Source organism: Clostridium algoriphilum, from assembly GCF_020443705.1.
Classification (GTDB): Bacteria; Bacillota; Clostridia; order Clostridiales; family Clostridiaceae; genus Clostridium_AD; species Clostridium_AD algoriphilum.
The window spans coordinates 1-26,317 of the sequence record NZ_JAIZZK010000025.1 but is presented as its reverse complement, the minus strand read 5'-3'; the positions used below and the strand labels follow the sequence as shown (position 1 = coordinate 26,317).

Below are 26,317 nucleotides of genomic sequence, written 5' to 3'. Positions count from 1 at the left end.
CAACTATTAATGGAAAACCCTGTTATTGCAGCCATAAGGAATAAAGAAGATTTAGAAAAAGTAATCCTTAGTAATGTTGTTATTGTGTTTGTCTTATATGGAAGCATAATCAACTTGAAGGAAATATGCGAGAGGCTTAAAAATGTGGGCAAAGTCGTATTTGTTCATGTGGATTTAATAGAAGGTTTAAAGGGAGATCATACAGGGCTACTTTTTATAAAGCAATGCGGACAGCCTGATGGAATTATAACTACAAGAGCAACCAATATAAAAAACGGGAAAAAATTAGGCTTCTGTGTTATACAGAGAATATTTGCAGTAGATTCACTGTCTTTAGAATCAGGAATAAAAAATATACAATCTGTACTTCCAGACGCGGTAGAGGTTATGCCTGGAGTTGCAAGTAAGATTATTAAAAGTATGGGCAAAGCGGTGCGAGTACCAATTATTGCAGGTGGCCTAATTCAAAGCAAGAAGGATATAATGGAATCAATTAGTGCAGGAGCAATGGCTATTTCAACATCAAAACAAGAATTATGGATTTTATCTGAAGAATAGCAAGGGGAAAGCATAATAATTATAATTCATAATATTATAACTGTTTGTTTTAAAGACTACGCTTGAGTAATATTTAGTGTAGTCTTTAATATTTGTTATTAGTTCATTGATATTAGCACTTACATATATAAAGGAAGGTAGATAGTGATGAAAAAAGTAGTTAGAATAAAAGATATCTCAATTGGCGAAGGCCTACCTAAAATATGTGTGTCAATGGTAGGTGAAACTATTCAAGAACTTGTAGAGGAAGCCAAATTATTAAAAGAGCTCGATATAGATGTTATAGAATGGCGTGTAGATTTTTTTGAAGACGTTGAAAGTATAGATAAGGTTAAACAAGCATTACAAAAGATCAGAGAAGTACTTTTTGATAAGCCAATTTTGTTTACATTTCGTAGCGCTAAAGAGGGCGGGCACAAAGAAGTTACTACAGCATTTTATCTTGAGTTAAATAAGTTAATTGTTAAAACAAATCTTGTGGAAATTATAGATGTTGAATTATTTAACAACGAAAAAGATATAAAAGCTTTAGTTGAAGTAGCGCATGCAAATGGGGTAGTGGTTATTATATCTAATCATGATTTTCAAAGGACTCCAGATAAAGAAGAAATTATATCACGCCTGCAAAAGGCTCAAAAATTAGGTGGAGATATTCCTAAAATTGCAGTAATGCCTACTTGTGCAGAGGATGTGATTACACTCTTAGATGCAACTCGTATTATGAGTGAAGAATATGCTGAAGGTCCTATTATTACGATGTCTATGGCAGGAAAAGGTGCTATCAGTAGACTATCAGGTGAATTATTTGGTTCTGCATTAACATTTGGGGCAGCAAAGAAAGTTTCTGCACCAGGACAGATTTCTGTAGTAGAATTACGTGAAACTATTCAATTACTTCATAATATGTAAAAAGATTTAGATTTAATAGACTTTAAAAGTACCGTATAGTAACATATACCCAAAATTAGACATAGAAAAAACTCTACCATACAAGGTATTTTTATATTGTATGGTAATTTCTAATGAGCAAATACTTGACAAATACTTCAACATGTTATAGTATTTAAACATTAAGAATTTACAGGTACTAATCGAAACTTTGTGAGGTATATTATGAAAAACATCATTATTAAGGAAATATCTAAAAAAGTATATTTTTATTTTAGCTGGGGCTATTGTGATTTTAGCGTTGGTTTTTTAGCATATAAAAAAATATATAAGATTTTTCTAAATAATGAGTTGAACAATAAAACTATGATACCGGCATATGCTGATTTGTAGAAAGTGAACTAAGTCTGTACGCAAGGAAGACTCATTATAAGGGGTCTTCTCTTTTAAAAGGAAGACCCATTATACGGGGTCTTCCTTTTTTTATAATTATTTATAAGAAAGTATAAGTTAAATGCTTCATTAAAGCTGTGGTCAAAAATAATATTTTAGGAGGGATTTTAAATGGTAATTGTAATGAAATCAGATGCAAAACAAGATCAAATTCAGGTTATTAAGAAAAAATTAGAAGGGTTAGGTTGTATTGTTCATGTCTCTAAGGGAGAAAACAATTGTGTTTTAGGGCTTGTTGGGGATACAAGTGCAATAAACGAAGGCCAAATTGAAGCAGAGGTATTTGTTGATAAGGTTGTGAGAATTCAAGCTCCTTACAAAAGAGGTAATAGACTTTTTCATCCAGATGATTCAATAATAAAGGTAGATGGGCGAACAATTGGTGGAAAAGAACTAGCAATAATAGCTGGGCCTTGCGCTGTGGAAAGTGAAGAACAGCTAATAACTATTGCAAAAGATGTAAAGCTTGCAGGAGCTAATTTCTTAAGAGGTGGAGCTTACAAACCTAGAACTTCTCCATACGCATTTCAAGGAATGGAGGAAGAAGGATTAAAAATATTATTAGAAGCAAAAAAAATAACGGGCCTTCCTATAGTAACTGAAATTATGAGTGTTGAGTTAGTTGATAAAATATCACAATATGCTGATGTATTGCAAATTGGTGCCAGAAATATGCAAAACTTTGACCTTTTAAAGGAAGTAGGAAGATGTAATAAGACAATACTTTTAAAAAGAGGTATGAGTGCAACAATTGAAGAGCTTCTTATGTCTGCGGAGTACATAATGTCTGAAGGTAATGAAAATGTAGTTTTATGTGAAAGAGGGATTAGAACATTTGAAACTTTCACAAGAAACACTTTAGATTTAAGTGCAATTCCTGTGCTTAAGAAATTAAGCCATTTACCAGTTATAGTAGATCCAAGTCATGCCGCTGGTAAGTGGTGGTTAGTAGAGCCACTTGCGAAAGCAGCTATAGCAGTTGGTGCAGATGGTCTTGAAATTGAGGTGCATAACGATCCTACCAATGCATTGTGTGATGGACAACAATCATTAAAACCAGAGAAATTTAAGGCTCTTATAGATGACCTAAGAATAATTGCAAAAACACAAAATAGAATAGTTTAAGAGGTGGTAAGTTTGGATTGCAGCGACTTTAATATTACAATTGTAGGCTTAGGACTTATAGGTGGATCCTTTGCTATGGCACTAAAAGAATTAAACCCTAAACATATTTGGGCTATAGATATAGATGAAGCTACTTTAGATATAGCGGAGAAAATGAATATTATTGATAAAGGATATACAAGTCCAGAAATACCACTTAGTAAATCGGACATTGTGATACTTGCAGTTTACCCTCAGAAAACTATAAACTTTGTAAAAAGCAATATGAATTTATTTAAAAGTGGAGCAGTTATTACGGACACTGCTGGAATTAAGAGCAATTTAATAAAAGAAATTATGCCTGTACTTAGGGAAGATTTAGATTTTATAGGTGGACATCCAATGGCAGGAAAAGAAGAATCAGGGCTTAAGGCTGCAACTAAAGATATGTTTAAGAACGCTAATTACATTTTAACTCCTATAAATCGTAACAAAGAGGGAAATATAAATTTAATAACTGAAATAGCTAGGGGTTTGGGGTGCAAGAGAGTGGCACACCTCACACCAAAGGAACATGATGATATAATTGCTTATACAAGCCAGTTACCACATGTTATAGCTGTCTCGTTAATAGACTGTAATAGCTCAATCATGGGAATATCTCAGTTTATCGGCGGGAGTTTCAAGGACACAACTAGAGTGGCTACTATAAATGGTGAATTATGGCCTGAATTACTTATGTATAACGAAGAAAATATAATTAGTAAAATAGAAGATTTTCAGCAAAATATAGAAGAAATAAAAGATGCTATAATAAATCATGATGATGTTTTTTTAAAGAAAAGATTTGAGAAAGCAACGAGGAAGCGGAAGGAGATAAGAAAAGGTGTATAGTATAGAAGTTAAAGCTTCTAGCGGAAGCTATCCAATATATATTAAAAATGGATTATTAGATGATATTGGAGTCGAAGTTAAGAAGATATATAAAGGAAGCAAAATAGCTATAGTAACAGACTCCACCGTTAATGAATTTTATGGGCAAAGGATTATTAGTTCATTAAAAATGTCAGGATATGAACCCATTAAGATTGTTGTAAAAGCAGGTGAAGAGAGCAAGTCCTTTGAAACTCTTTTAGAAGTGTATGACAAACTTTTAGATTTTAAGATAAATAGAGGAGATATTATTATTGCCTTAGGTGGTGGAGTTGTAGGAGATATGGCTGGGTTTGCAGCCTCCACCTTTTTAAGAGGGATTCCTCTCATACAAATTCCAACTACATTACTAGCTCAGGTAGATAGCAGTGTAGGAGGGAAGGTTGCAGTGGATTTGCCTCGTGGTAAGAATCTTGTGGGAAGTTTTTATATGCCAAAGGCAGTTTTTATTGATCCGCTACTGCTAGGGACGCTAAGTGACAGATTTTTAAACGATGGAATGGGTGAAGTTATAAAATATGGAGCTATCAAAGATAATGAATTATTTTATAAATTAATGAAGTATGAAAATAAAGAAGCTCTATTAAAAGAAATAGATAAAATTATATATACTTGTTGTAGCATTAAAGCTGCTATTGTTGAAATTGATGAGAAGGATACAGGAGAGCGAATGTTATTAAATTATGGCCATACCATAGGTCACGCAATTGAGCAATTTTATAATTTTAAGAAATATTCACATGGAGAAGCAGTGGCAATGGGAATGTATTCTATAACAAAACTAGGAGAAGAACTAGGAATGACTACAGTAGGAACATCTACTGCTATAAAAGATATTTTAATTAAGTATAATTTGCCTTGGATGTTTCCAGAAATAAACTGTGAAGATGTAATTGAAACTATAAGTCATGATAAAAAAAACATTGGTGAATCAATGAATTTTATATTAATTGAATCCATTGGAAATAGCTTTATAGAAAAAATTAACAAGACCAATATTAAGGATTATCTTCTCGGAGTTATTAAATAAACTATTATATAGAATTGAGGTGTTAGTGATGAAATCAGTTATAATACAACCTTCTAATTTAAATGGGAAAGTTAAAATTCCACCTTCAAAATCATTATCGCATAGAGCCGTTATAGCTGCGGGATTAAGTGATGGGGAATGCACTATTGATAATATAAGTATGTCTGAGGATATAATAGCTACTTGCGAAATAATGAAAAAACTTGGGGTTAAGATTAACCAATTTCCCAATATACTTAAAATACTTGGAAAAGGTAAGCCTCAGCTTATTGATGATAAAACTGCCAGTAACATAATTGCTAGCAATGAGCTACAATGCAATGAAAGCGGATCAACCCTGCGTTTCTTAATTCCTATAGCGATGCTTACTGGAGCAAAAGTAATTTTCAAAGGTAAGTCTAAACTAGTTCAAAGGACACTTAAACCTTATTATGAAATTTTTGATAAACAAAATATTAAGTACACTACAATTAATGGTAACCTTCCTTTAACAATAGATGGAAGTCTTAAACCTGGAATTTTTGAACTTAGAGGGGATGTAAGCTCTCAGTTTATTACTGGTCTTATTTATGCGCTACCTTTATTAAATGGAGATTCAATAATTAAAATCACAACAAAAATGGAATCTATTGGGTACATAGATTTAACAATAGATGTATTAAAAAAGTTTGGTGTGAAGGTAGAAAATAATAATTATAGAGAATTTAAGATAAAAGGGAATCAACACTTTGTGAATAGAGACTTCAGAGTTGAAGGGGATTTTTCTCAAGCTGCATTTTACTTAGCAGCTGGCGTTTTAGGTGGAGATGTTGAATGTATTGATTTAAATATGGAATCACTTCAAGGGGATAGAGTAATAGTGGACATAATTAAAGATATGGGTGGAAGGATTTCAATGGATAATGGTATATTAAAGGCTTCAAAATCAGACTTGAAAGGTACGATTATTGACGCATCTCAATGTCCTGATCTTGTGCCTATAGTTGCTGTTCTTGCTGCTTTAAGCGATGGTACAACAGAAATCATTAATGCAGGTAGAGTTAGAATTAAGGAATCTGATAGATTGAAAGCTATGACAACAGAACTAAACAAAATTGGAGCAGAGGTTATTGAAAGAGAGGATTCACTCTTAATTCATGGTAAACCATGGCTTAAAGGTGGAGTTGTAAGCAGCTGGAACGACCATAGAATAGCGATGGCGATGGCAATTGCTTCAATTAGATGCATAGAGGAGCTCAAAATAGAGGATAGTGGGGCAGTTAAGAAATCCTACCCACAGTTTTATGAAGACTTTAAGAGCTTAGGAGGAAAAGTTAATGAGCGGACAATGGGGTAAAAAAGTAAAGTATTCTATATTTGGGGAATCTCATGGAAGAGGGATAGGAATAACTATTGATGGATTACCGCCAGGAATAAAGCTTGATATGGATTTTATTAATAGTGAAATGCAAAGACGTGCTCCCGGACGTGATGAATTTTCGACTAAAAGAAAAGAGGGAGATAAGGTCGAAATCCTAAGTGGGTATTTTAATGGGTATACCACAGGAACCCCTCTTTGCGGTGTGATTTTTAATGAAAATCAAAATTCAAAAGATTATGATAAGTTAAAGGATTTAGCAAGACCTGGTCATGCAGATTATACAGGTAAGGTTAAATATTCAGGCTTTAACGATTATAGAGGTGGAGGGCATTTCTCAGGAAGAATTACAGCTCCACTTGTTTTTGCAGGAGCGATTGCAAAACAAATACTATTAGACAAAGGAATCAAAATAGGAAGCCATATTTTAAGTATTGGTAATATCTATGACAGTTACTTTGATGGGGTAAATATAAATAGAAAGACGTTAACAGATATTTTAAAGAAAGATTTTCCTGTACTTGATGATTTAAAAGGTGAAGAAATGAAGAACATTATACTAAAGGCTAAGGAAGAAACTGACTCTGTTGGAGGTATAATTGAAGCCACTATATTAAATCTCCCTTGTGGACTTGGAGAACCGTTTTTTGATTCTATAGAGAGTACTTTAGCTCAATTACTATTTTCTGTCCCTGCAGTAAAGGGTGTAGAGTTTGGCATGGGTTTTGAAATAACAAAAATACGTGGAAGTCAGGCGAATGACGTACCATATATTGACAAAATAGATGTATCGACGAAAACTAACAACAATGGTGGAATTAATGGGGGTATATCTAATGGAATGCCAATAGTATTTAGAGTTGCAATGAAACCAACACCTTCCATCGCTAAACTTCAAAATACCATTGATATGGCAAGTTATGAAAATTCACAGGTAATGATCAAAGGTAGACATGATCCATGCATAGTTTTAAGGGCGTTACCTGTTATTGAAGCATGTGCTGCAATGAGTATTTTAGATTTTATCTAGGGAGGTAAATTAATGGGTAGTTTAGATGATTTTAATATTGATGATTTGAGAGATAAAATTGATAAGATTGACACAAGTCTTGTATCACTCTTTGAAAACCGAATGGAAGTAGTGTTGAAGATAGCTGAATATAAAAAAAATAACAGTATGCCTATTTTAAATGAGTCTAGGGAACAAGTGGTTATAAAAAAGAATCTAGAATTAGTTAAAAACAAAGATTTATTTTCAGAAGTAGAAGAATTTTTTAAGTCAGTTATGGAAATAAGTAGAGGGTTTCAAAACAAAACCTTAAATAACGATATAATATTAGATCCAGGTAAAAAGCTAACTGTTGGTTTTTATGGTGTTACAGGTTCATTTAGTGAACAAGCTTTAAAGGAGTATTTTGGAGAAAAGGTGGACACAAAAGCAATAAGTGAGTTTGAAGATATATTTTTAGAATTAAAATATGGGAAAATAAATTATGGTGTTATACCCATAGAAAATTCATCTACAGGAGCGATATCTGAGGTTTATGACCTTCTCAATAAATATGATTTTTGTATAACAGGAGAAAAGTATCTAAAAATAAGTCAAAACTTAATGGGTATTAAAGGTTCAACCTTAGATAATATCAAAGAAGTTTATTCTCATCCACAGGGGATAGAGCAGAGCATGGAATTTTTAAAAGGATATAAGCAGTGGAAGCTAATTCCATATAAAAGCACTGCAAAAAGTGCAGAATTAGTTAAAAATAGAAACGACAAAACAATGGCCGCGATAGCTAGCATTAAGGCAGCAGAAATATATGACCTTGAAATACTTCAAACAAATGTTAATTCAAATTCAACAAACACGACTAGGTTTGTTGTAATTGGTAAGGAAATGGAGTCAAATGCACAAAACAATAAAACAAGCTTAGTTTTATCCACCACCCACAAGGCAGGTTCACTCTATCATGTTTTAAAACATTTCGCAGAGAATAATATAAATCTTATGAAAATTGAATCGAGACCAATAAAGGATAAGCCATGGGAGTATTTCTTTTACATAGATTTCCAGGGAAATATAAAGGAAGCTAAGATTGTATCCGCAATTAAATTGATTAAAGAAAATAGTCGTTATTTTAAGATTCTTGGAAATTATAGAAGCGAAATCATCAATATTGAATAATAGTTTTTTACAAGTCCAATTCAAGAAATGAGGGAAATTTATGTCAGAATTATATGGTTTACTTGGAGAGAAATTATCACATAGTGTTTCTCCACAAATACATTCAATGCTTTTTAATAAATTAAGCATGAAAGGTTATTATCATTTGTTCGAACTTAAAAGCGAAGATTTAAGGGCAGCAATGGAGGGGTTTAAGGTTATTAAACCAAGAGGTATTAATGTAACTATTCCTTATAAAATTCAAGTTATGCAGTTTCTTGATGAGGTTAGTAAAGAAGCAAAAGACATAGGAGCTGTGAACACTCTAAAGTTTGAAGGAAACAAAACTATTGGTTATAATACAGATTACTTTGGTATTGGAATGCTTTTTAATAAAAATGACATAAGAGTGGAAAATAAAAAAGCAACAATATTTGGTAATGGTGGAGTAGCAGTAACTATGGTGCAGTATCTATTAAATAGTGGTATTAGTGAACTTACTGTAGTCACAAGAAATGTTTCAAAACTAAAGAAAAATAGTAAATTTAATTCTTGTAAATTGATTTCTTATGACGAAATTGATGGTATCAAAGAGTCGGATATAGTAGTGAACTGTACACCAATTGGTATGTATCCTAACTTAAATAACTCGATTATTGAGAAAAAACATATTAGTAAATTTGAAAGCGCTGTGGATATGATCTACAACCCTAAAAAGACTCTATTTTTGAAGTATGCAGAAGAAGCAGGTTTAAAAGCAGTTAATGGTCTTTATATGCTAGTTGGTCAAGGCATTGCAGCTCAGGAAATTTGGAATGATATTAAAATTCCGAAAATCATAATTGATGAAATTTATGATGAATTAGAAAAGGGAGTAGAAAATTAGAAGATGAAAAATATAGTTTTAATTGGGATGCCTGGTTGTGGTAAAAGTGCAATAGGAGAAATGCTTTCAGAAAAAATAGAGATGACATTTATAGACATAGATAAATATATTGAAGCAAGTACTAATCTTACTATTACTGAGATATTTGAAAAGGGTGAGGCTAACTTTAGAGACTTAGAATCGATTGCCGTTATGGAACTATCTAAAAAAAATCCGGTAGTTATTTCAACTGGTGGTGGAGTGATTAAGAGATATGAAAACATTTTAAACCTTAAAAAAAATGGTATAATAATCTACATTAATCGTCCTATTGATAATATAGTAATAGATATAGAGGCAGAGGTTCGTCCATTACTTGCAAAGAATCCATCTAAACTTTATAAATTGTTTGAGGAGAGAGGGACTTTGTATGAAAAATATTGTGATTATGAGGTTATGAATACTGGTAGTATTGATGATATAGTAAATAACATTATAGAAATACATAAGAAAATTAATAAGCTAAATGTGTAACACAATATTATAAAGAAGAACATAGTTGACTAATAATTAACCGAATAAGTTAATAAAGAAATAGAGGCTGTCTCAAAATAGAAAGTAATTTCTATTTTGAGACAGCTATTTTTTCTAAATAAGAAAGTGGATTCGTGAGACTCCACTTTGCGTGTATAAGTTAAGTACCCCTTTGGAAGCTAAATTAATTAAATTAGACGCATTAAATAGTTGATATTGACTAATAATGATTATTGATTTATAATATATAATATATCTAAATATATGAGGGGCTCGTTAGCCCCTACATATTTATAAGAATGGAGGGCCCTTATGTTTGCTAAAATTGAGAAAATCTTTGAGATGGATATTAGACCAAAACTAGCAGATCACTATGGAAATATTCAACTTGTTAGCTTTGAGGATGGAATAGTTAAAGTTAAGCTTTTAGGGCAATGTAAGGGTTGTCTATCTGCAAAATATACTATTGAAGATATAGTTGAAGCTACACTTAAAGATAAGATGCCTGGCATTAAAAAGGTAGTACTGATAAATGAAATAAGTGAAGAGTTATTAAATCAAGCTAGAAACATTTTAAATAAAAGTAGCGGGGTAAGATAATGAAAATTGGAATTAAATATTGTGGAGGATGTAATCCAACGTATGACAGAACAGATGTAGTCTCAAGATTAAAGGAGCACCTTTGTGAAGGTGACAGTGTTGAATCAATAAAACCAGGGATCATCTATGATATTATTGTTATCTTAAACGGATGTAACAAGGCTTGTGGTAATAACAATAATCTGGAAGCTATATATGAAAAAGTGAGTATAACTAGTGAAAGTGATATCATTAAATTATTTAAATTAATAGACAAAATAAGAGCTTATTAAATAAAAATTATTCACCTAATAAGATATTAAATTGAACCAAGATAAAGACCCATCTGGAGCTACAGATGGGTCTTTTAATATTCTTAGATATTTCTATAATTCTGTTTTTTAGCTTAATTTATTGCAGTTTTTATATCTAATGCAAAATCATATACTCTTTTTAGTATTTCGTCTTGGGTACCACCCTTAGAAACTAACTTTATTATTGCACTTCCAACAATTATAGCTTCGCAATAGGGTGCATAAGCCTTTGCCATTTCAGCATTGGAAATTCCAAAACCTAGTCCCTTAGGCATATCAGTATAGCTTTTAATTAAATCCATATATTCTTTAATGTCTGTATTAAGTTTTTGCCTTGTGCCCGTTACTCCATTTACGGATACACAATACACAAAACCCTTTCCTTGATTAGTTATTGCTTTAATTCTATCATGCGATGTTGGAGCAACCATAGGTATTATACATATGTCGTATTTATCTGCAATTTCTATTACCTCAGCTCTCTCTTCGAGTGGAAGATCTGGAATTATCAATCCATCAACGCCTACTTCTTTGCATTTCTCGAAAAATTTCACATCACCATATTTAAATATTGAATTATAATAAAGTAAATATACTAGTGGAATCTGTGTTTTTTCTCTTATTTCGCAAACTTTATCCATAATAGAACTTATTTTAGTACCACTTGCTAGGGATCTTGTAGAGGACGCTTGTATTACAGGACCATCCGCCATAGGATCAGAATAGGGAATACCTATTTCTATTATATCAGCTCCAGCTTTTTCAAGAGTTAGAACTAATTCTAAGGTGGTATCTAAATCAGGATCTCCTCCGGTTATAAAAGGTATAAAGGCTTTTTCATTTCTAGATTTAAGATAATTAAATTTTTTAACTATTCTATTCATAGTTTTACCCCCATTAATTCTGCGATAGTACTTATATCCTTGTCGCCACGTCCTGAAAGATTAATAATGATTATTTTATCTTTCGTGAGTGTTGGTGCGAGTTTCATAGCATAGGCAACCGCATGAGCACTTTCTATAGCAGGGATTATTCCCTCAATCTTTGTTAGTTCCATAAATGCATTTACTGACTCCTCATCTGTAGCACAGACATATTGAGCTCTATTAATGTCATGCAGATAAGCGTGCTCAGGTCCTATTCCAGGGTAATCAAGACCTGCAGATATTGAATATACAGGCATTATTTGGCCATCATCGTCTTGAAGTACATATGTCTTCATACCATGAATGATACCGACATTTCCCTTAGTTATAGTTGCAGCATGCTGGTCTGTATTTAACCCTTTGCCTGCTGCCTCAACTCCAATAAGCTTTACGGATTTATCTTCAATGAAAGGGTAGAATATGCCCATAGCATTACTTCCACCACCAACACAAGCAATTATGTAATCGGGCAATCTATCTTCTTTATCTAATATCTGCCTTCTAGCTTCATCTCCAATAACCCTTTGAAAGTCCCTAACCATTGTAGGATATGGATGTAATCCTACGGTAGAGCCTATAACGTAAAAAGTATCTTCCACATTACTGACCCAATTTTTTAAGGCTTCATTGACAGCATCTTTTAAGGTACCAGTTCCTGTAGTAACTGCGGTAACCTTAGCACCTAACATCTTCATTTTAAAAACATTTAACGATTGTCTTTTTATATCTTCCTCACCCATAAATACTTCACATTCAAGCCCAAACATTGCAGCTACAGTAGCTGTTGCAACTCCATGTTGACCTGCTCCGGTTTCTGCGATTATTCTTTTCTTTCCCATTCTTATTGCAAGGAGTATTTGACCTATTGCGTTATTAATTTTATGAGCTCCGGTATGGTTTAAATCTTCTCTTTTTAAATATATTTTTGCTCCACCTAATTTTTTTGTAAGATGTTCTGCATAATAAAGTGGAGTTTCGCGACCGGCGTAGTCCTTAAGATAATACTTATACTTAGCTATAAACTCAGGGTCTACTTTGGCCTTTTCATATTCCTTTTCAAGTATTATAACTGCATTCATTACTGTTTCTGGTGCGTATTGACCTCCGAAATTTCCAAATCTACCTTTCATTATAATTCCCTCACTTTCTTAATAAACTCTTTAATTTTATTGTAATCTTTGAAACCATCTATTTCTACTCCGCTAGACACATCAACCCCGTAAGGCTTAAGTCTCTTAATTCCTTGCTGCACATTTTCACTGTTTAATCCACCGGCTAACATTATGTTTTGCCCATCAACTTTTTTTTGAGCTAAATTCCAATCAAAGCTTTCTCCTGAACCAGAAGTGGTATTATCCAAGAGGAATTTTGAGCATTTGTAACTAGTTAGTTTAGAAATACTGTCAACATTGCTAATTTTAAGCGCTTTCCAAATCTCGTATCCATTAAATTTATTTATATATTCTTGGTTTTCATGACCATGAAATTGGAGAATTTGAAGTTTTAACTTTTCGGCAATTTCTAGCACCACTTCTGGTCTTTCATCAACAAAAACTCCAACTTTTTGAATGCTTTCACGCAAATTTTTTATTAAATCGTAGGCATATTCCTTATCCACCTGCCGTTTGCTACTAGCAAAAACGAATCCAGCATAATCTGGTAGGAGTTCGTTAAGATACTCAATGTCTTTTAGCCTTCTAATTCCACAAATTTTAATTTTAGTCATGGCATGCCATAAGAAAGGAACGAACACTATCTGGATTTCTCATAAATGACTCACCGATAAGTACTGCACTCGCTCCAATTGATTTTAAATACTTAACATCATTAATAGAACTTATTCCACTTTCAGATACTACAATTTTGCCTGTAGGTATATATTTCATTAGTCTTTCTGTAGTATGAATATCAACATTAAAATTGTTTAAATCTCTATTGTTTATTCCAATTATGCTGCAGCCGCATTCTAATGAAAGTTCAATTTCAGCTCTATCATGTACCTCAACTAAGCAATGAAGACCTAAGGAGGTTGCAAGTTCATAATAAGATTTTAGCTTATCCTTAAGAACTGCTGCAATTAACAAAATAGCATCAGCCCCAAGGAAAAAAGATTGATATATCTGATATTTATCTATAATGAAGTCTTTTCTTAAAATAGGCATAGATGCATTTTCTTTAACTAATCGTATATTTTTATCATCTCCTAAGAAATACTTTTTCTCGGTTAGAACTGAAATAGCGTCTACACTATATTTTTCATAGTTTAAAGCAGTTTTAATAGGATTAAAATTTGGATCGATTAGTCCTTTTGATGGAGAAGCTTTTTTTACTTCAGCTATAATTGATAGGCCATTGTTCTTAAGTGATCTTTCAAAATCTCTTACTACCCTAGCTTCTACATTAATTAAACTTTCCAATGGTTTTTGAATCTTTTCCTTTTCAATTTGAAGTATCTTATTTTTAACTATTTCATCTAATATATTCATGATAATCTAAGCTCCTCTAATTGATGTAGTGCTTTGCCTGAATCAATTAATTCGTTGGCTATTAATACTCCATCTTTTATTGTTGCACATTTTTTTCCTATATATAAAGCTGCAGCTGTATTTATTACCACGATATCTCTTTGAGGTCCTTTTTCACCTTTTAAAATATTTAGTATGATACCTGCATTATCCTTAGCGCTGCCTCCGCATATATTTTTAAGTATTGTTCTTTTAATGCCGTAATCTTCTGGATATATTTTATAATCAGTTACAATGCCTTCTTTTAATTCGCTGACGTAGGTAAAACTCGTAGTGGTTATTTCATCTAATCCATCCTCGCCGTGAACAACAAGGGCTCTCTCTGATCCTAGCCTTCCTAAAACCTGCGCAACTGGATTGGTTAATTTTTTGCTAAAAATTCCAAGTGTCTGGCCCTTTACAAAAGCTGGATTCGTTAATGGTCCTAAGATATTAAAAATAGTTCTAGTTCCTATTTCGCGCCGGGGTGCTGCGGCATTTTTCATAGCTGAATGGTAGCTTTGAGCAAATAGAAAAGCCATTCCTTTTTCTTCAATTAAGCTTGCAGCAATACTCGGCTCTATATTTATATTAATCCCAAGCTCGGTTAGTACATCTGCACTTCCACTTTGACTAGAAACTGCTCGATTACCATGTTTAGCCACCTTTACGCCACCAGCTGATGCAATTATTGCAGAAGCTGTAGATATATTAAAAGTTTTCCCTCCGTCACCACCAGTGCCGCAGGTATCAATTGCATAATCACTAATTAAATTTATATGTCTTGCATTATCTCTCATAGCTTTTGCACAACCAGTTATTTCATCGATTGTCTCACCTTTCATTCTTAAACCGACAAGGAAACCTCCTATTTGAGCCTCAGTTACTTCACCCTTCATTATTCCATTCATAAAATCATAAGCTTCCTTTTCTGTTAAATCCTGATTTGTTATAATCTTACTAATCACCATCTTTAGCATTACAAATCACCTCCACAAAATTTTGTATTATCATTTTGCCTTCTTCAGTAAATATTGATTCAGGATGAAATTGAAGTCCATATGTCTGGAACTTTTTATGCTTTATTGCCATTATTATTCCGTCTTTTGTTTCGGCAGTAATCTCTAAATCTTTTGGTAGTGTGCATCTTTCAACAATTAAAGAATGATATCTCATTATTTTTAAATTGTCCTTTAAATTTTCAAATAAGCCTTTACCATTATGGTTAATGATAGAGGTCTTTCCGTGTTTAATTTCTGGGGCACTTATAACTTTGCCACCATACGCCTGACCTATAGCTTGATGCCCTAAACATATACCCATAATTGGAAGTTTACCTTCAAAAGCTCGTATAACTTCAATACTTAAGCCTGCACTTTCTGGTCTTCCTGGTCCAGGAGAAATAATAATGCCTTTTAAAGGTAGCTTTTTCAATTCTTCAATTGTGAATTCATCATTTCTTAAAACTTTTACGGATTTATACAATTCACCTACATATTGATATAGATTATAAGTAAAGGAATCGTAATTATCAATTATTAAAATCATTACAATACCTCCCTTAATGCCATAGTTTTATTTAAGGTTTCTGTGAATTCGTCTTCTGGCACTGAGTCATAAACTATTCCGGCACCACCTTGAACATAAGCAAAATCATCTTTGAATACTATTGTTCTTATAGCTATGCAAGTATCCATATCTCCACCATAAGAAAAATAACCAATGGCTCCTGAATATATACCACGCCGAGTATTCTCTAATTCATCAATAATTTCCATAGCCCTTATTTTCGGGGCGCCGGATACTGTTCCTACAGGTAAACAAGATTTAAGTGCATTAAAGCAGTTTAATCCACTAGCAAGTGTGCCTGATACTTTTGAACATATGTGCATTACATGAGAAAAAAATTCTACCTCCATAAATTTATCTAGTTTTACAGATCCAAATTCACTTATTTTTCCTATGTCATTTCTTCCTAGATCTACTAACATTAAATGTTCTGCAAGTTCTTTCTCATCATTTAATAATTCTTCTTTTAATTTTTGGTCATCTTTTGCGGTCTCACCTCTGGGTCTTGTACCGGCAATAGGATTAGTCATTACCTGATTTCCTTTAACTTTAACTAAACTCTCAGGGGAGGCTCCCGCTAATTCGAAACCTTCAAAATCTATATAAAACATATAAGGTGATGGATTGTTACGTCTGAGCCTTCGATATACTTCAAAAGGATTTATGCTATTTTTAATCTTAAGTCTTTGAGATAATACTACTTGAAAAATATCGCCAGAAGTTATATAATTTTTTCCTTTCTTAACCATTTCACAAAAATCGTCTTTTGTATAATTAGAGGTTACCTCTCCATTTTGTGATGTTTCAATAAATTTATGATTAGTGTGTTCTTCATTAATTATTGATTTCAACTTATTTAGTTTGTTTATTACAGTATTATAATCTTCATCTTCTTCTGGAAAGACATTATGAATTAACATTAATGTATTCTTAAAATGATCAAAACATATAAATTCTTTATAAAAAAGCAAACAAGTTTCTGGTAAATTTAATTCATCAGGGTTATTATCTGGTAGTTTTTCATATTGTCTTATTACATCATAACCAATATATCCAATTGCCCCTCCAATAAAAGGTAGCTCTAGGTCTAACCTATCATATTGATTAAGTAAGTGACCTTCTGCATAATCTAATACTTTACCTGTTTTCTCTTTAATTTCATTTCCTTCTGTTATAGTTATATTTTCGCCTCGACTACTTAATATCATATAAGGGTCGCTACCCATAAAGGAGTACCTTGATTCTTCTTTAGAAGATAGAGCACTTTCTAGTAAAAATTTATGTTTTCCCTTTAACTTGTAGTAAATATTTACTGGAGTAAGTTCATCACCATTAATTTTAATAAACACTGGAAAAATCACATTCAAAGATTTTTTGTAAGCAAATTCTTTTTCAGATAAATTAACCATTTTATTACCACCTCTTTATTTTTTTGTAAAACAAAAAACACTTCATCCGTATAATGGGACGAAGTGACCGCGGTGCCACCCATATTAATTATTTAGTTACAAAAAAATAAAAACACTTCATCCTACTAAAGGACGAAATGCAAAATTTCGTTATACCACCTAAATAAATATCTTTGTCAGGCACGGATTTCTCGATTGCCCTGTCCATGTAACGGTAGACGCTCCGGTTAATGCTACTACTAGTTCGCATCACATCTCACAGACCCATTCAATAACGGCTACAGTACCCAGCTTTCACTATTCCGGGTTCGCTTAAACTAAATTCCCTTATCTACTATTTCTGTTCATTGATATTGTTTAACATGATACATCTTTACTTAATGTTTGTCAATAATTATTTAATATATTATGCATAGATGTTCTTAATAAAGGATATTATAAATAAGATTCTATTTCTTAGTAAAGGTGATTAAATGGCGATGCAATTATGCATCGCGTTGCAAAACTGCGTAGTTATTTTTTTAACAATATAATCTTGGCGTGTAAACGTTTCAACAATGTGGAAGTAGAAACAACGGATAAAAACGTTGCATAATTGCAATTAACGTAAAATATGACGCTGTAATTGCCTCATTTACAGGTATTGAAGATTTGGCACAACTTTTGCTAAAATATAACTGAGGGAAGATAATTCCCAAGTCATGATATTAAAAAAGCTAATACTATTTTTAAACAAAAGAAAAAAATGAAAGGGGTAGTTATGCTAAACTGTGTTAAATACTTAACATCTTTGGCAATTATATAACATAATATTTTATTGGGTTGATTTGATTAACAAACATCTATCCTAATTTAATTAAGGAGGCATAAAAAAATGAAATTTGACTTAATCGCTTTTTTAACGAATCCATTTGTTCCTATGTTTTTAGCAACTGTAACTGGATTAATGCTAGGTAGGGTTAGATTTGGAAAATTCAGTCTTGGTCAATCAGGAGGTTTATTTACTGGAATAGTTATCGGATGGTTACTTTATGCAAAATATTGCGTTCCATTCATGATAGATCCTAGTGATGCTAAAAAAGGTTTAATTAAGGGGGCACCCAAATATGCAGTTGGTTATTTAAAGGATGGAGTAGTAAGTGATACACTTTTCACATTTACACTGATTCTTTTTATTGCGGCAGTTGGATTGCTTGCAGGAAAAGATATAGGTAAGGTTGTTAAGAAATATGGGGCTAAATTTGTTCTGCTTGGTGGATTGATAACAGGTACAGGCGCATTAGTGACATATATTGCTACACTTATATTTACGGGACAAAACAACTTCGCTGTAGCGGGAGTATATACAGGAGCTTTAACAAGTTCGCCAGCGCTTGCAGCAGCTTTAGAATCAACTGCTAAGTATGGCATAGAAGCACAAGCGCAAGTTGGTCTTGGTCATGCTATTGGGTATGCACCAGGCGTATTAGTGGTAATTATTGCTATGAACTTTTTTCCTCTTATATTTAAAATGGATTTAGAAAAGGAAAGGGAAAGATTTAAGTTAGAAATGAAGTCGCTTAGTGATAAGGAAGGTAATGAAAAAGACATAAAAGAAGTGCATATGGATATAATTTCATTTCTTATAGTATGTTTGCTTGGATACGGTCTTGGCACAATAAATATATATCTACCGTTTATAAAATGGTTTAGTTTGGGATCAACGGGTGGAGTACTTATAATGGCATTATGGCTTGGTCATATAGGTAAGATTGGACCGCTAACATTTAGAATGGAGACCAAAGTGCTTAATTCAATAAGAGATTTATCCCTTTCTCTGTTCCTAGCTATTGTAGGATTAAAATATGGATATGAAACTGTAGCTGCACTTGGTGGAAGTGGAGCAGAACTTGCAATAATTTCTTTTGGAGTTGGTTTATTTGCACTGTCGGTTGGTTTTTGTGTAGCAAGGTATGTATTCAAAATGAACTGGATTATTATTGCAGGAGCTATATGTGGTGGTATGACAAGTACCCCAGGTCTTGGAGCTGCAATTGATGCTACAGGGACTGATGAAGTTGCATCTGGTTATGGGGCAACCTATCCATTTGGTCTTTTATGTACTGTAATATTTGTAATCTTACTTCATATGGTTACGTAAATTGGATAGAAAGTCTAAGTAGTTACTAAGTTATTAATTAACAATTTTAAGAATTAATTTATTCTTACAAAGATAGAATGTATATGGTTATACAGAGTGGAATAATGCAGGATATGCATTATTCCATTTTTAATTCAAAAATATAAAATAAAAAATCTAATTAATTGTTTCTGAAAAACCAATTTGTGTATAATGGTTCTTTTGTTTCTTTATTTGCATAAAACAAGAAATCTTTAGCATCGTGGTATTGAGTGCCGAAAAAGAAGAGCTTATTTAAAAACAAAAACATGATGAAAGTTAACATTTAGTTGAATAAAGCTTAGTATAAAAATATGTAAATTGAAAGTATAGAATATTATGGAGATTATTCTTGTAAATTAAATTAAAACAAAGTAAGATAAAGATATAATAATAATCAAATAAGTAAGATAAATTATAATCTCTATAATATACTGATATTAATTGAAAGGAGAGAGTTTAATTTATGTTTATTCTTAAATGAATGGCTAGTAAATCATATAATAGAAAAGGACTTACTTATACCGATAAAGTAATATCTTGTTAAATATTAGATATTTACTCATTATAATCATAAAAAGTTTATATATTATGTATTCCGCACATTGACAAAACATAAAAAAAGGTGTAATTTAGAGTTATATTTAGCACTCAGTAGAATAGAGTGCTAACAAAATAAAAAAATAAAGAATTGGTATGAAAGGGGAAATTTAAATTGGAAAAAAAGCAGTTTAAAACAGAGTCTAAGAGAATTTTGGATATGATGGTAAATTCAATATATACCCACAGAGATATATTCTTAAGAGAACTTATTTCTAATGCTAGTGATGCTATTGATAAAATTTATTATAAGACATTGGCAGATGACACATTAAATTTTGAAAAAGATAATTATTATATTACAATAGCAAGCGATAAAGAAAATAGGACAGTAAAAATTTCTGATACAGGCATTGGAATGACAGAAGAGGAGCTTAGTGATAATCTTGGAGTTATAGCTAAAAGTGGATCTTTGGCATTTAAGAAAGAGAATGAAATAAAAGATGGATATGACATAATTGGGCAATTTGGAGTGGGATTTTATTCTGCATTTATGGTAGCTGATAAGATTACTGTTATAAGTAAAGTTTTTGGTAGCGATAAAGCGTATAAATGGGAATCAGATGGTGCTGAGGGTTATACTATAGAGCCTTGCGTAAAAGATTCTGTTGGTACAGAAATTACACTTAAAATAAAAGAGAATACAGAGGATAATAATTTTGATGAGTTTATTGATGAAAATGGACTAAAATCTATCATAAAGAAATATTCTGATTTTATTAGATACCCAATTAAAATGAATGTTAGCCAATCAAAGCTTAAAGAAGGTAGCAAAACAGAATATGAAGATTTTGTTGAGGAAAAAACCGTAAATAGCATGGTTCCTATATGGAGAAAAAACAAAAGCGAACTTAAAGATGAAGATTATAACAATTTCTACGCTGAAAAACACTATGGCTTTGATAAACCAGCAAGGCATATACATATCAGTGTTGATGGCTCTATAAGTTATAATGCGATTTTGTATATACCAGAAAAAACGCCTTATGACTTTTATACAAAAGAATATGAAAAAGGCTTAGAGTTATATTCAAGTGGTGTTTTAATTATGGAGAAATGTGCAGATTTATTACCTGATTATTTTAGTTTTGTAAAAGGAATAGTTGATTCAGAGGACTTGTCGCTTAATATATCTAGAGAAGTATTACAGCATGATAGACAACTTAAACTGATAGCTAAAAACATTAAAACGAAGATTAAAAATGAGTTAGATGGTTTACTTAAAAATGACAGAGTAAAGTATGAAGAATTTTACAAAGCATTCGGAAGACAATTAAAGTATGGTATTTACGCTGATTTTGGTAGTAATAAAGATGTTTTGCAAGACTTATTAATGTTTTATTCCTCAAAAGAGAAAAAAGTTGTTACTTTAGATGAATATGTTTCTAGAATGCCAGAAGATCAAAAATATATTTATTATGCTTCTGGAGAAACAAATGAAAGAATTGAAAAATTACCACAAATTGAAATGGTATCAGATAAAGGATATGAAATTTTATACTTCACAGATGAGGTAGACGAGTTTGCTATAAGAATGATAATGAAATATAAAGAAAAGGAATTTAAATCCGTATCAAGTGGTGATTTAGGTATAGACGTAGCAGAAAAAGAAAATCCATCTAGCGATGATGAAAAAGATAATAAAGAATTATTTGAACATATGAAAACTGTTTTGTCTGGTAAGGTTAAGGACGTTCGAGCTTCAAAACGACTTAAAAATTATCCAGTATGTCTATCTAATGATGGTGAACTTACCATAGAGATGGAGAAAACACTAAATTCTATGCCTAACAACGAAAATGTAAAGGCAGACAAAGTTTTAGAAATAAATATAAATAATGATATGTTTAAAGTACTTAAAGAATCTTTTGAAAAAGACAAAGAGAAGTTAAATTTATATACTAATATATTATATAATCAAGCATTACTTATTGAAGGATTACCAATTAATGATCCGGTAGAATTCACAAATAATGTATGCAAAGTTATGATATAATAATGAATTAAAAAATTTCAATATATTTATGAGCCATAAACGACATTAGTTCGTTTATAGCTCATTTTTAGTAATAAGGATTAGTTGTTAAATATCCTATAACTAAAAAGGGGGAATACTCATTATAAAACTCATTGCAACTGACATGGATGGAACCTTATTAAATGATAAGGGAATAATAAATGAAAAAATATTTAATTTAATACATGATTTTCATGATAAGGATATAAAATTCGCAGCAGCAAGTGGAAGATTTTACTCTCAACTGAGCAAAAATTTCCGGAAAGTAAATACGGATATGATATTTATTGCTCATAATGGGGCACTTGTTAAGTATAACAATGGCGGACGTACGCTTTATTCAAATAGTATTGCAAAGGATGAAATAGAGCATGTAATAAATTTAAATCCACAACTCGGAGAAGAATTATTTTTAGCCGGAGAAAATGAAGCATATATAGTGGAACCTTCAGAAAGTATGTTAAATGAATTCTCATTTGTTAATGTGCCTACAATTAGATTAGAATCTTTTAGTGAATTAAGAAGTCCAGTTTACAAAATCACCTATTATATAGCTGATGGCGTAACTGCAGCTATTGTAAACTATCTAGTTGAAAAACTAAATGATAAACTTGAATTTGTTGTATCTGGTGACAAGTGGATAGACATAATGAATAAGGGGATAAGTAAAGGAAACGCAATAAAAATACTTCAAGAAAAATTTCAAATAAATAAAAAAAACACAATGGTTTTCGGCGATTATTATAATGATTTGACTATGTTTAATGCAGCACATTATAGTTATGCAATGAAGAATGCTCCAGATGATGTAAAAAAACATGCTAACTTTATTGCAGAAAGCAATAATGAAGATGGAGTGTATAATGTGATAGCATCGCTTTAAAATAAAGATCGTGGGTAATTACAATAGTTTAAGTTAGTGATGTTTAATTAAATAATATTTAAAAGGGGAGATATATATGATTACTATAGTTGCAAAAAATTCAATAAAGCAGGGTAAAGTAGAAGAATTTAAAGCTTTGACAGAAAAACTTATTAATGAAAGTAGAAAAGAAAAAGGGAATATATCATATAATTTATATCAAGATGCTAACAATTCGAATGTATTAACATTTATAGAAGAATGGGAAAGCCTAGACATAATTAAGAGTCATAATAATTCGAAACATTTTACTTCTATTGTTCCCAAATTTGAAGATTTACAAGAAAGTCAGTCAGAGGTTAATTTATATAAAAAATTATAACAAGATTAGATAATAAACTTGTTGTAGTAAATATACGAGGAGGTTTTATAAATGAAAGTTGTAGCTTTTAACGGAAGTCCCAATAAAGAAGGAAATACTTATCATGCAATAAAAATGGTTATGAATGAACTTGAAAAAGAAGGAATAGAAACAGAAATTATTCATGTAGGTAACAAGTCAATTAGAGGATGTATTGCCTGTTATCAATGTGCAAAAAACAAAGATGAAAAATGTGTTCTTCCAGGTGATGAGGTTAACGAATGGATACAAAAAATGAAAGAAGCAGATGGAATAATCTTAGGGTCTCCTGTACATTATGCATCAATGGGAGGTACTATGAAATCATTTTTAGATAGAGCATTCTTTGTTGCTGGTAATAATGGTGGAATACTAAGACATAAGGTTGGTGCATCTGTTGTTGCTGTAAGACGAACTGGCGGAATGCCAACATTTAATCAACTAAACAATTATATCAATTATTCAGAAATGCTAGTTCCAACTTCAAATTATTGGAATGTTATTCATGGTACAAGCCCAGGAGAAGTCTTACAAGATAAAGAGGGTGTACAAATTATGAGGGTACTTGGGAAAAACATGGCATGGCTTATGAAATTAGTTGAAAATGGAAAAGCAAACGTTAAAGCACCAGAAATTGAAAAGAAAATACTTATGAACTTTATACACTAATATAGTATTTTATTAAATGAATAAGAACTATACAAGATATAGCAGAACAAATAAATTTCTTAATAACATAGAAATTTCAAATATCAAAAGTGTAGAATAAAAACTAGCTTTCTAGGATAATATAATCCTAGAAAGGGGGAGTTTTTAATGCCAAATAAAGCTACCAAAATGAATATACAGCATGATCTAAATAAGAAACATAATAAACCGGGAATTAAGGATGCTGAAGGCGAACCAGTTAATAATAAACCAATTAAGGAAGCGAAACATACATTTCGTTAAAAAGGAGCCCTCGGGCTCTTTTTTATGTTATAAAATTATTTGGTGTTTTTATTTCCTCTAAATCCATAATTAGTTGAAACTGTTCTTCCAATACTATTAATTTTACCCGTTATGCAGCTGCGACAATGAACAGGAGTATCTCCAGTACATATTTTACCTGGATATAGTGCATAGTATTTTCTATATTCACCTTCTGTAACATTAGGCATAACTACATTAGCACCACTTTGAAGAGCCATTAAGCGTCCATTTACATTTAGGGACTCCATTGCCGTGGTTGCAGGTATGTTAATGTCAGGTAGAATTAAACGTGTTATAGCCATAACCTTAAGGGACATAGTTAATTCCTTTCCCTTAAAGTTAGCAAGTGGTGTGTCCTCATTAGGAATAAAAGGTCCTATACCTAACATATCTGCATTTATTTCTTTGAAAAATAATATGTCATTTGCATATGATTCTATAGTCTGATTTGGAAGACCAACCATGACACCTGTACCAACTTCGTAACCTAATTTCTTTAGATTTTTCAAGCAATCTAGTCTGTTTTTGTGGCTCATACCTGGATCTAAATATTCATATAAAGTTTTATCTGTTGTTTCAATTCTAAGAAGATATCTATCGGCACCTGCATCTCTATAAGCTTTATACTCATCATAAGTTTTTTCACCTATACTTAAAGTTAGGGCTAAATCTAAAGCTTTTATACCTTTTATTATATTAATGAGTATATCTCTTGTATAATAATCATCTTCACCACCTTGGAGTACTATGGTTTTATAGCCAAAAGACTTAGCTTTAGTGGCAAAGTCTAAAATTTGTTCTATTGTTAATCTATATTTAACTAAATTTTTATTATCTCGCCTAAGTCCGCAGTAAAGACAATTATTTTTGCATATGTTAGTAAATTCTATAAGCCCTCTAAGTTGAACTTCATCACTTACATATTTTTTTCGTACTTCATCAGCTGCTTTAAATAGTTCTTGATTTATATCATTGCATTCTAAAAGAGCGATGATCTCTTGTTTACTTAATTTATGTTCTGTTTTTCCCCTATTTATTATTTCAAATAACTTAATCAATATTTGGAACCTCCTAGTATTTATCCTTTTAGTTATTTATAGTATAATTTAATTATAAATTATTTTGTCACTAACGTATAGTGTTAAGACTATCATAATATTATATAAAATATATGTAAATATAAAATGAAAAATATTTTAATATATTAGTAAACTTAGAGTCATACTAGTTAAATATTTATTGTAAACGTAAATTAGTATTTATGCAAAAATTAGCAGTTCATATTATTGACTTAGGTAAAGAATGATGCTAATATAAATAGAGGTTTAATTGTATGCGATTGAATTTAAGTAATAAAATTAAGGAGAGATTATTTATGAATAAAGTTGAAATATATACAAGTAATTCATGTGGATTCTGTCATTTGGCTAAGGAATTTTTTGAAGAAAACAACATTGAATATATAGAGCACAATATATCAGAAAACTTGGAAGCAAAAAGAGCACTTATAAAAAAGGGATATAGATCAGTACCAGTGATAGATATTAATGGAGAAGAAATGGTTGGGTTCGATAAGGAAAAAGTAGTTTCTATATTAGGTTTATAAATTAGCTAATTCACACAAAGAGAAAAAGGAAGCTAATAGTAGCTTCTTTTTTCTCTTTGTGTGAATTATAGAAAGTTATATTAGTTTTACATTGTGGTAGCCATTTTCTCATATGAGGTTAGAATACACAGGCATTATTAATTGGCGTTAAACAACTGAAATAAAATAAAAGTATTGACATGTATAATGTTAACTGATAGAATAGTAAAAGTAGTCACTAGGTGACAAATATTTAATTTATTTGGTCTTTGAAAATTAAACAGAGAAATAGGTAAAGAAACAAAATAATATTTTGTTTTAACCAGTTAATTACTTTAGTAAAAGTAATATTTTAGTCGTAAGACTAAAAAGTATGTAATGAGCTTGCTAACCAACTTAACAGTTGGCGCAGATTATTCATTTCAAATATAAAAAGTGTAAACTTTTAAATTGAGAGTTTGATCCTGGCTCAGGACGAACGCTGGCGGCGTGCCTAACACATGCAAGTCGAGCGATGAAACCCTTCGGGGTGGATTAGC

Annotated in this window: 28 protein-coding genes, 1 rRNA gene and 1 other annotated feature; of the genes, 21 read left to right on the top strand and 8 right to left on the bottom strand. The window is 31.5% G+C overall.

Annotation, left to right across the window (positions count from 1 at the left end; genetic code table 11):
- The first annotated feature begins 9 nt into the window (after positions 1-9).
- The 13 genes from LGK95_RS16130 to LGK95_RS16070 all read left to right on the top strand — a co-directional run bounded on the left by LGK95_RS16130 (position 10) and on the right by LGK95_RS16070 (position 10,755).
- Positions 10-558, top strand: a complete 549-nt coding sequence (locus tag LGK95_RS16130) for a glycerol-3-phosphate responsive antiterminator (protein WP_226125837.1) — start codon at positions 10-12, stop codon at positions 556-558.
- A 147-nt stretch (positions 559-705) separates the two neighbouring features.
- Positions 706-1,467 (top strand): type I 3-dehydroquinate dehydratase, encoded by a 762-nt coding sequence (gene aroD / locus LGK95_RS16125; RefSeq protein WP_226125799.1) that lies wholly within the window; start codon positions 706-708, stop codon positions 1,465-1,467.
- Between the two features lie 204 nt (positions 1,468-1,671).
- On the top strand, positions 1,672-1,839 hold the full coding sequence (locus tag LGK95_RS16120; protein WP_226125798.1) for a hypothetical protein: 168 nt from the start codon (positions 1,672-1,674) through the stop codon (positions 1,837-1,839).
- A gap of 171 nt (positions 1,840-2,010) precedes the next feature.
- On the top strand, positions 2,011-3,024 hold the full coding sequence (gene aroF, locus LGK95_RS16115) for a 3-deoxy-7-phosphoheptulonate synthase (RefSeq protein WP_226125797.1): 1,014 nt from the start codon (positions 2,011-2,013) through the stop codon (positions 3,022-3,024).
- 12 nt (positions 3,025-3,036) lie between these two features.
- Positions 3,037-3,897, top strand: coding sequence for a prephenate dehydrogenase (locus LGK95_RS16110; RefSeq protein WP_226125796.1), 861 nt, complete (start codon positions 3,037-3,039; stop codon positions 3,895-3,897).
- A complete protein-coding gene (gene aroB / locus LGK95_RS16105) occupies positions 3,890-4,966 on the top strand; it encodes a 3-dehydroquinate synthase (protein ID WP_226125795.1) in 1,077 nt (358 codons plus the stop codon). Before LGK95_RS16110 ends, aroB begins: the two co-directional genes overlap by 8 nt.
- A gap of 28 nt (positions 4,967-4,994) precedes the next feature.
- Positions 4,995-6,302 carry a 3-phosphoshikimate 1-carboxyvinyltransferase gene (aroA, locus tag LGK95_RS16100; RefSeq protein WP_226125794.1) on the top strand — a complete coding sequence of 436 codons (1,308 nt, stop codon included), beginning with the start codon at positions 4,995-4,997 and terminating at the stop codon, positions 6,300-6,302.
- A complete protein-coding gene (gene aroC / locus LGK95_RS16095) occupies positions 6,283-7,353 on the top strand; it encodes a chorismate synthase (protein WP_226125793.1) in 1,071 nt (356 codons plus the stop codon). The genes aroA and aroC overlap by 20 nt, the downstream gene beginning before the upstream one ends.
- 12 nt (positions 7,354-7,365) lie before the next feature.
- A complete protein-coding gene (gene pheA, locus LGK95_RS16090; RefSeq protein ID WP_226125792.1) occupies positions 7,366-8,505 on the top strand; it encodes a prephenate dehydratase in 1,140 nt (379 codons plus the stop codon).
- Positions 8,506-8,545: 40 nt separating this feature from the next.
- Positions 8,546-9,370, top strand: coding sequence for a shikimate dehydrogenase (gene aroE / locus LGK95_RS16085; RefSeq protein ID WP_226125791.1), 825 nt, complete (start codon positions 8,546-8,548; stop codon positions 9,368-9,370).
- A gap of 3 nt (positions 9,371-9,373) precedes the next feature.
- Positions 9,374-9,883, top strand: a complete 510-nt coding sequence (locus LGK95_RS16080; protein WP_226125790.1) for a shikimate kinase — start codon at positions 9,374-9,376, stop codon at positions 9,881-9,883.
- A 312-nt stretch (positions 9,884-10,195) separates the two neighbouring features.
- Entirely contained in the window at positions 10,196-10,483 is a 288-nt protein-coding gene (locus tag LGK95_RS16075) for a NifU family protein (RefSeq protein WP_226125789.1), read from the top strand.
- Positions 10,483-10,755 carry a hypothetical protein gene (locus LGK95_RS16070; RefSeq protein ID WP_226125788.1) on the top strand — a complete coding sequence of 91 codons (273 nt, stop codon included), beginning with the start codon at positions 10,483-10,485 and terminating at the stop codon, positions 10,753-10,755. Before LGK95_RS16075 ends, LGK95_RS16070 begins: the two co-directional genes overlap by 1 nt.
- Positions 10,756-10,868: 113 nt before the next feature.
- Here the strand turns inward: LGK95_RS16070 and trpA are convergent, their stop codons facing one another.
- Genes trpA through trpE form a run of 7 tightly spaced genes read right to left on the bottom strand, consistent with a single transcriptional unit; the run spans position 10,869 to position 17,184 of the window.
- A complete protein-coding gene (gene trpA / locus LGK95_RS16065) occupies positions 10,869-11,660 on the bottom strand; it encodes a tryptophan synthase subunit alpha (protein ID WP_226125787.1) in 792 nt (263 codons plus the stop codon).
- Positions 11,657-12,832, bottom strand: a complete 1,176-nt coding sequence (trpB, locus tag LGK95_RS16060) for a tryptophan synthase subunit beta (protein WP_226125786.1) — start codon at positions 12,830-12,832, stop codon at positions 11,657-11,659. The genes trpA and trpB overlap by 4 nt, the downstream gene beginning before the upstream one ends.
- Positions 12,832-13,428 (bottom strand): phosphoribosylanthranilate isomerase, encoded by a 597-nt coding sequence (locus tag LGK95_RS16055; protein WP_226125785.1) that lies wholly within the window; start codon positions 13,426-13,428, stop codon positions 12,832-12,834. The genes trpB and LGK95_RS16055 overlap by 1 nt, the downstream gene beginning before the upstream one ends.
- The gene (gene trpC / locus LGK95_RS16050; protein WP_226125784.1) at positions 13,421-14,188 is read right to left on the bottom strand and encodes an indole-3-glycerol phosphate synthase TrpC; all 768 of its coding nucleotides are present in this window, start codon (positions 14,186-14,188) and stop codon (positions 13,421-13,423) included. The genes LGK95_RS16055 and trpC overlap by 8 nt, the downstream gene beginning before the upstream one ends.
- On the bottom strand, positions 14,185-15,186 hold the full coding sequence (trpD, locus tag LGK95_RS16045) for an anthranilate phosphoribosyltransferase (RefSeq protein ID WP_226125783.1): 1,002 nt from the start codon (positions 15,184-15,186) through the stop codon (positions 14,185-14,187). The genes trpC and trpD overlap by 4 nt, the downstream gene beginning before the upstream one ends.
- Positions 15,167-15,754 (bottom strand): anthranilate synthase component II, encoded by a 588-nt coding sequence (locus LGK95_RS16040; protein WP_226125782.1) that lies wholly within the window; start codon positions 15,752-15,754, stop codon positions 15,167-15,169. Before LGK95_RS16040 ends, trpD begins: the two co-directional genes overlap by 20 nt.
- Positions 15,754-17,184 carry an anthranilate synthase component I gene (gene trpE, locus LGK95_RS16035; protein WP_226125781.1) on the bottom strand — a complete coding sequence of 477 codons (1,431 nt, stop codon included), beginning with the start codon at positions 17,182-17,184 and terminating at the stop codon, positions 15,754-15,756. The genes LGK95_RS16040 and trpE overlap by 1 nt, the downstream gene beginning before the upstream one ends.
- A gap of 51 nt (positions 17,185-17,235) precedes the next feature.
- Positions 17,236-17,541: a binding site (T-box leader), on the bottom strand.
- Positions 17,542-18,058: 517 nt separating this feature from the next.
- Here trpE and LGK95_RS16030 point away from each other — a divergent pair.
- The 6 genes from LGK95_RS16030 (at position 18,059) to LGK95_RS22480 (ending at position 24,172) form a co-directional block, all read left to right on the top strand.
- Complete coding sequence (locus LGK95_RS16030; RefSeq protein WP_226125780.1) at positions 18,059-19,324, top strand: aspartate-alanine antiporter-like transporter; 1,266 nt, start codon at positions 18,059-18,061, stop codon at positions 19,322-19,324.
- Between the two features lie 733 nt (positions 19,325-20,057).
- Positions 20,058-21,938, top strand: coding sequence for a molecular chaperone HtpG (htpG, locus tag LGK95_RS16025; RefSeq protein WP_226125779.1), 1,881 nt, complete (start codon positions 20,058-20,060; stop codon positions 21,936-21,938).
- 121 nt (positions 21,939-22,059) lie between these two features.
- Entirely contained in the window at positions 22,060-22,842 is a 783-nt protein-coding gene (locus tag LGK95_RS16020) for a Cof-type HAD-IIB family hydrolase (protein ID WP_226125836.1), read from the top strand.
- 76 nt (positions 22,843-22,918) lie between these two features.
- Positions 22,919-23,203 carry a putative quinol monooxygenase gene (locus tag LGK95_RS16015; protein WP_226125778.1) on the top strand — a complete coding sequence of 95 codons (285 nt, stop codon included), beginning with the start codon at positions 22,919-22,921 and terminating at the stop codon, positions 23,201-23,203.
- Between the two features lie 51 nt (positions 23,204-23,254).
- On the top strand, positions 23,255-23,890 hold the full coding sequence (locus LGK95_RS16010) for a flavodoxin family protein (RefSeq protein ID WP_226125777.1): 636 nt from the start codon (positions 23,255-23,257) through the stop codon (positions 23,888-23,890).
- Between the two features lie 147 nt (positions 23,891-24,037).
- On the top strand, positions 24,038-24,172 hold the full coding sequence (locus tag LGK95_RS22480) for a hypothetical protein (RefSeq protein WP_264174585.1): 135 nt from the start codon (positions 24,038-24,040) through the stop codon (positions 24,170-24,172).
- Positions 24,173-24,207: 35 nt separating this feature from the next.
- On the opposite strand, the gene hydE is transcribed toward LGK95_RS22480, so the two are convergent.
- Complete coding sequence (gene hydE / locus LGK95_RS16005; RefSeq protein WP_404814465.1) at positions 24,208-25,248, bottom strand: [FeFe] hydrogenase H-cluster radical SAM maturase HydE; 1,041 nt, start codon at positions 25,246-25,248, stop codon at positions 24,208-24,210.
- 320 nt (positions 25,249-25,568) lie between these two features.
- On the opposite strand from hydE, the gene LGK95_RS16000 reads away from it, so the two are divergent.
- Both LGK95_RS16000 and LGK95_RS15995 read left to right on the top strand, forming a co-directional pair.
- Positions 25,569-25,799, top strand: a complete 231-nt coding sequence (locus LGK95_RS16000) for a glutaredoxin family protein (RefSeq protein ID WP_226125775.1) — start codon at positions 25,569-25,571, stop codon at positions 25,797-25,799.
- A 425-nt stretch (positions 25,800-26,224) separates the two neighbouring features.
- Positions 26,225-26,317 (top strand): 16S ribosomal RNA (locus LGK95_RS15995); the annotation flags it as partial.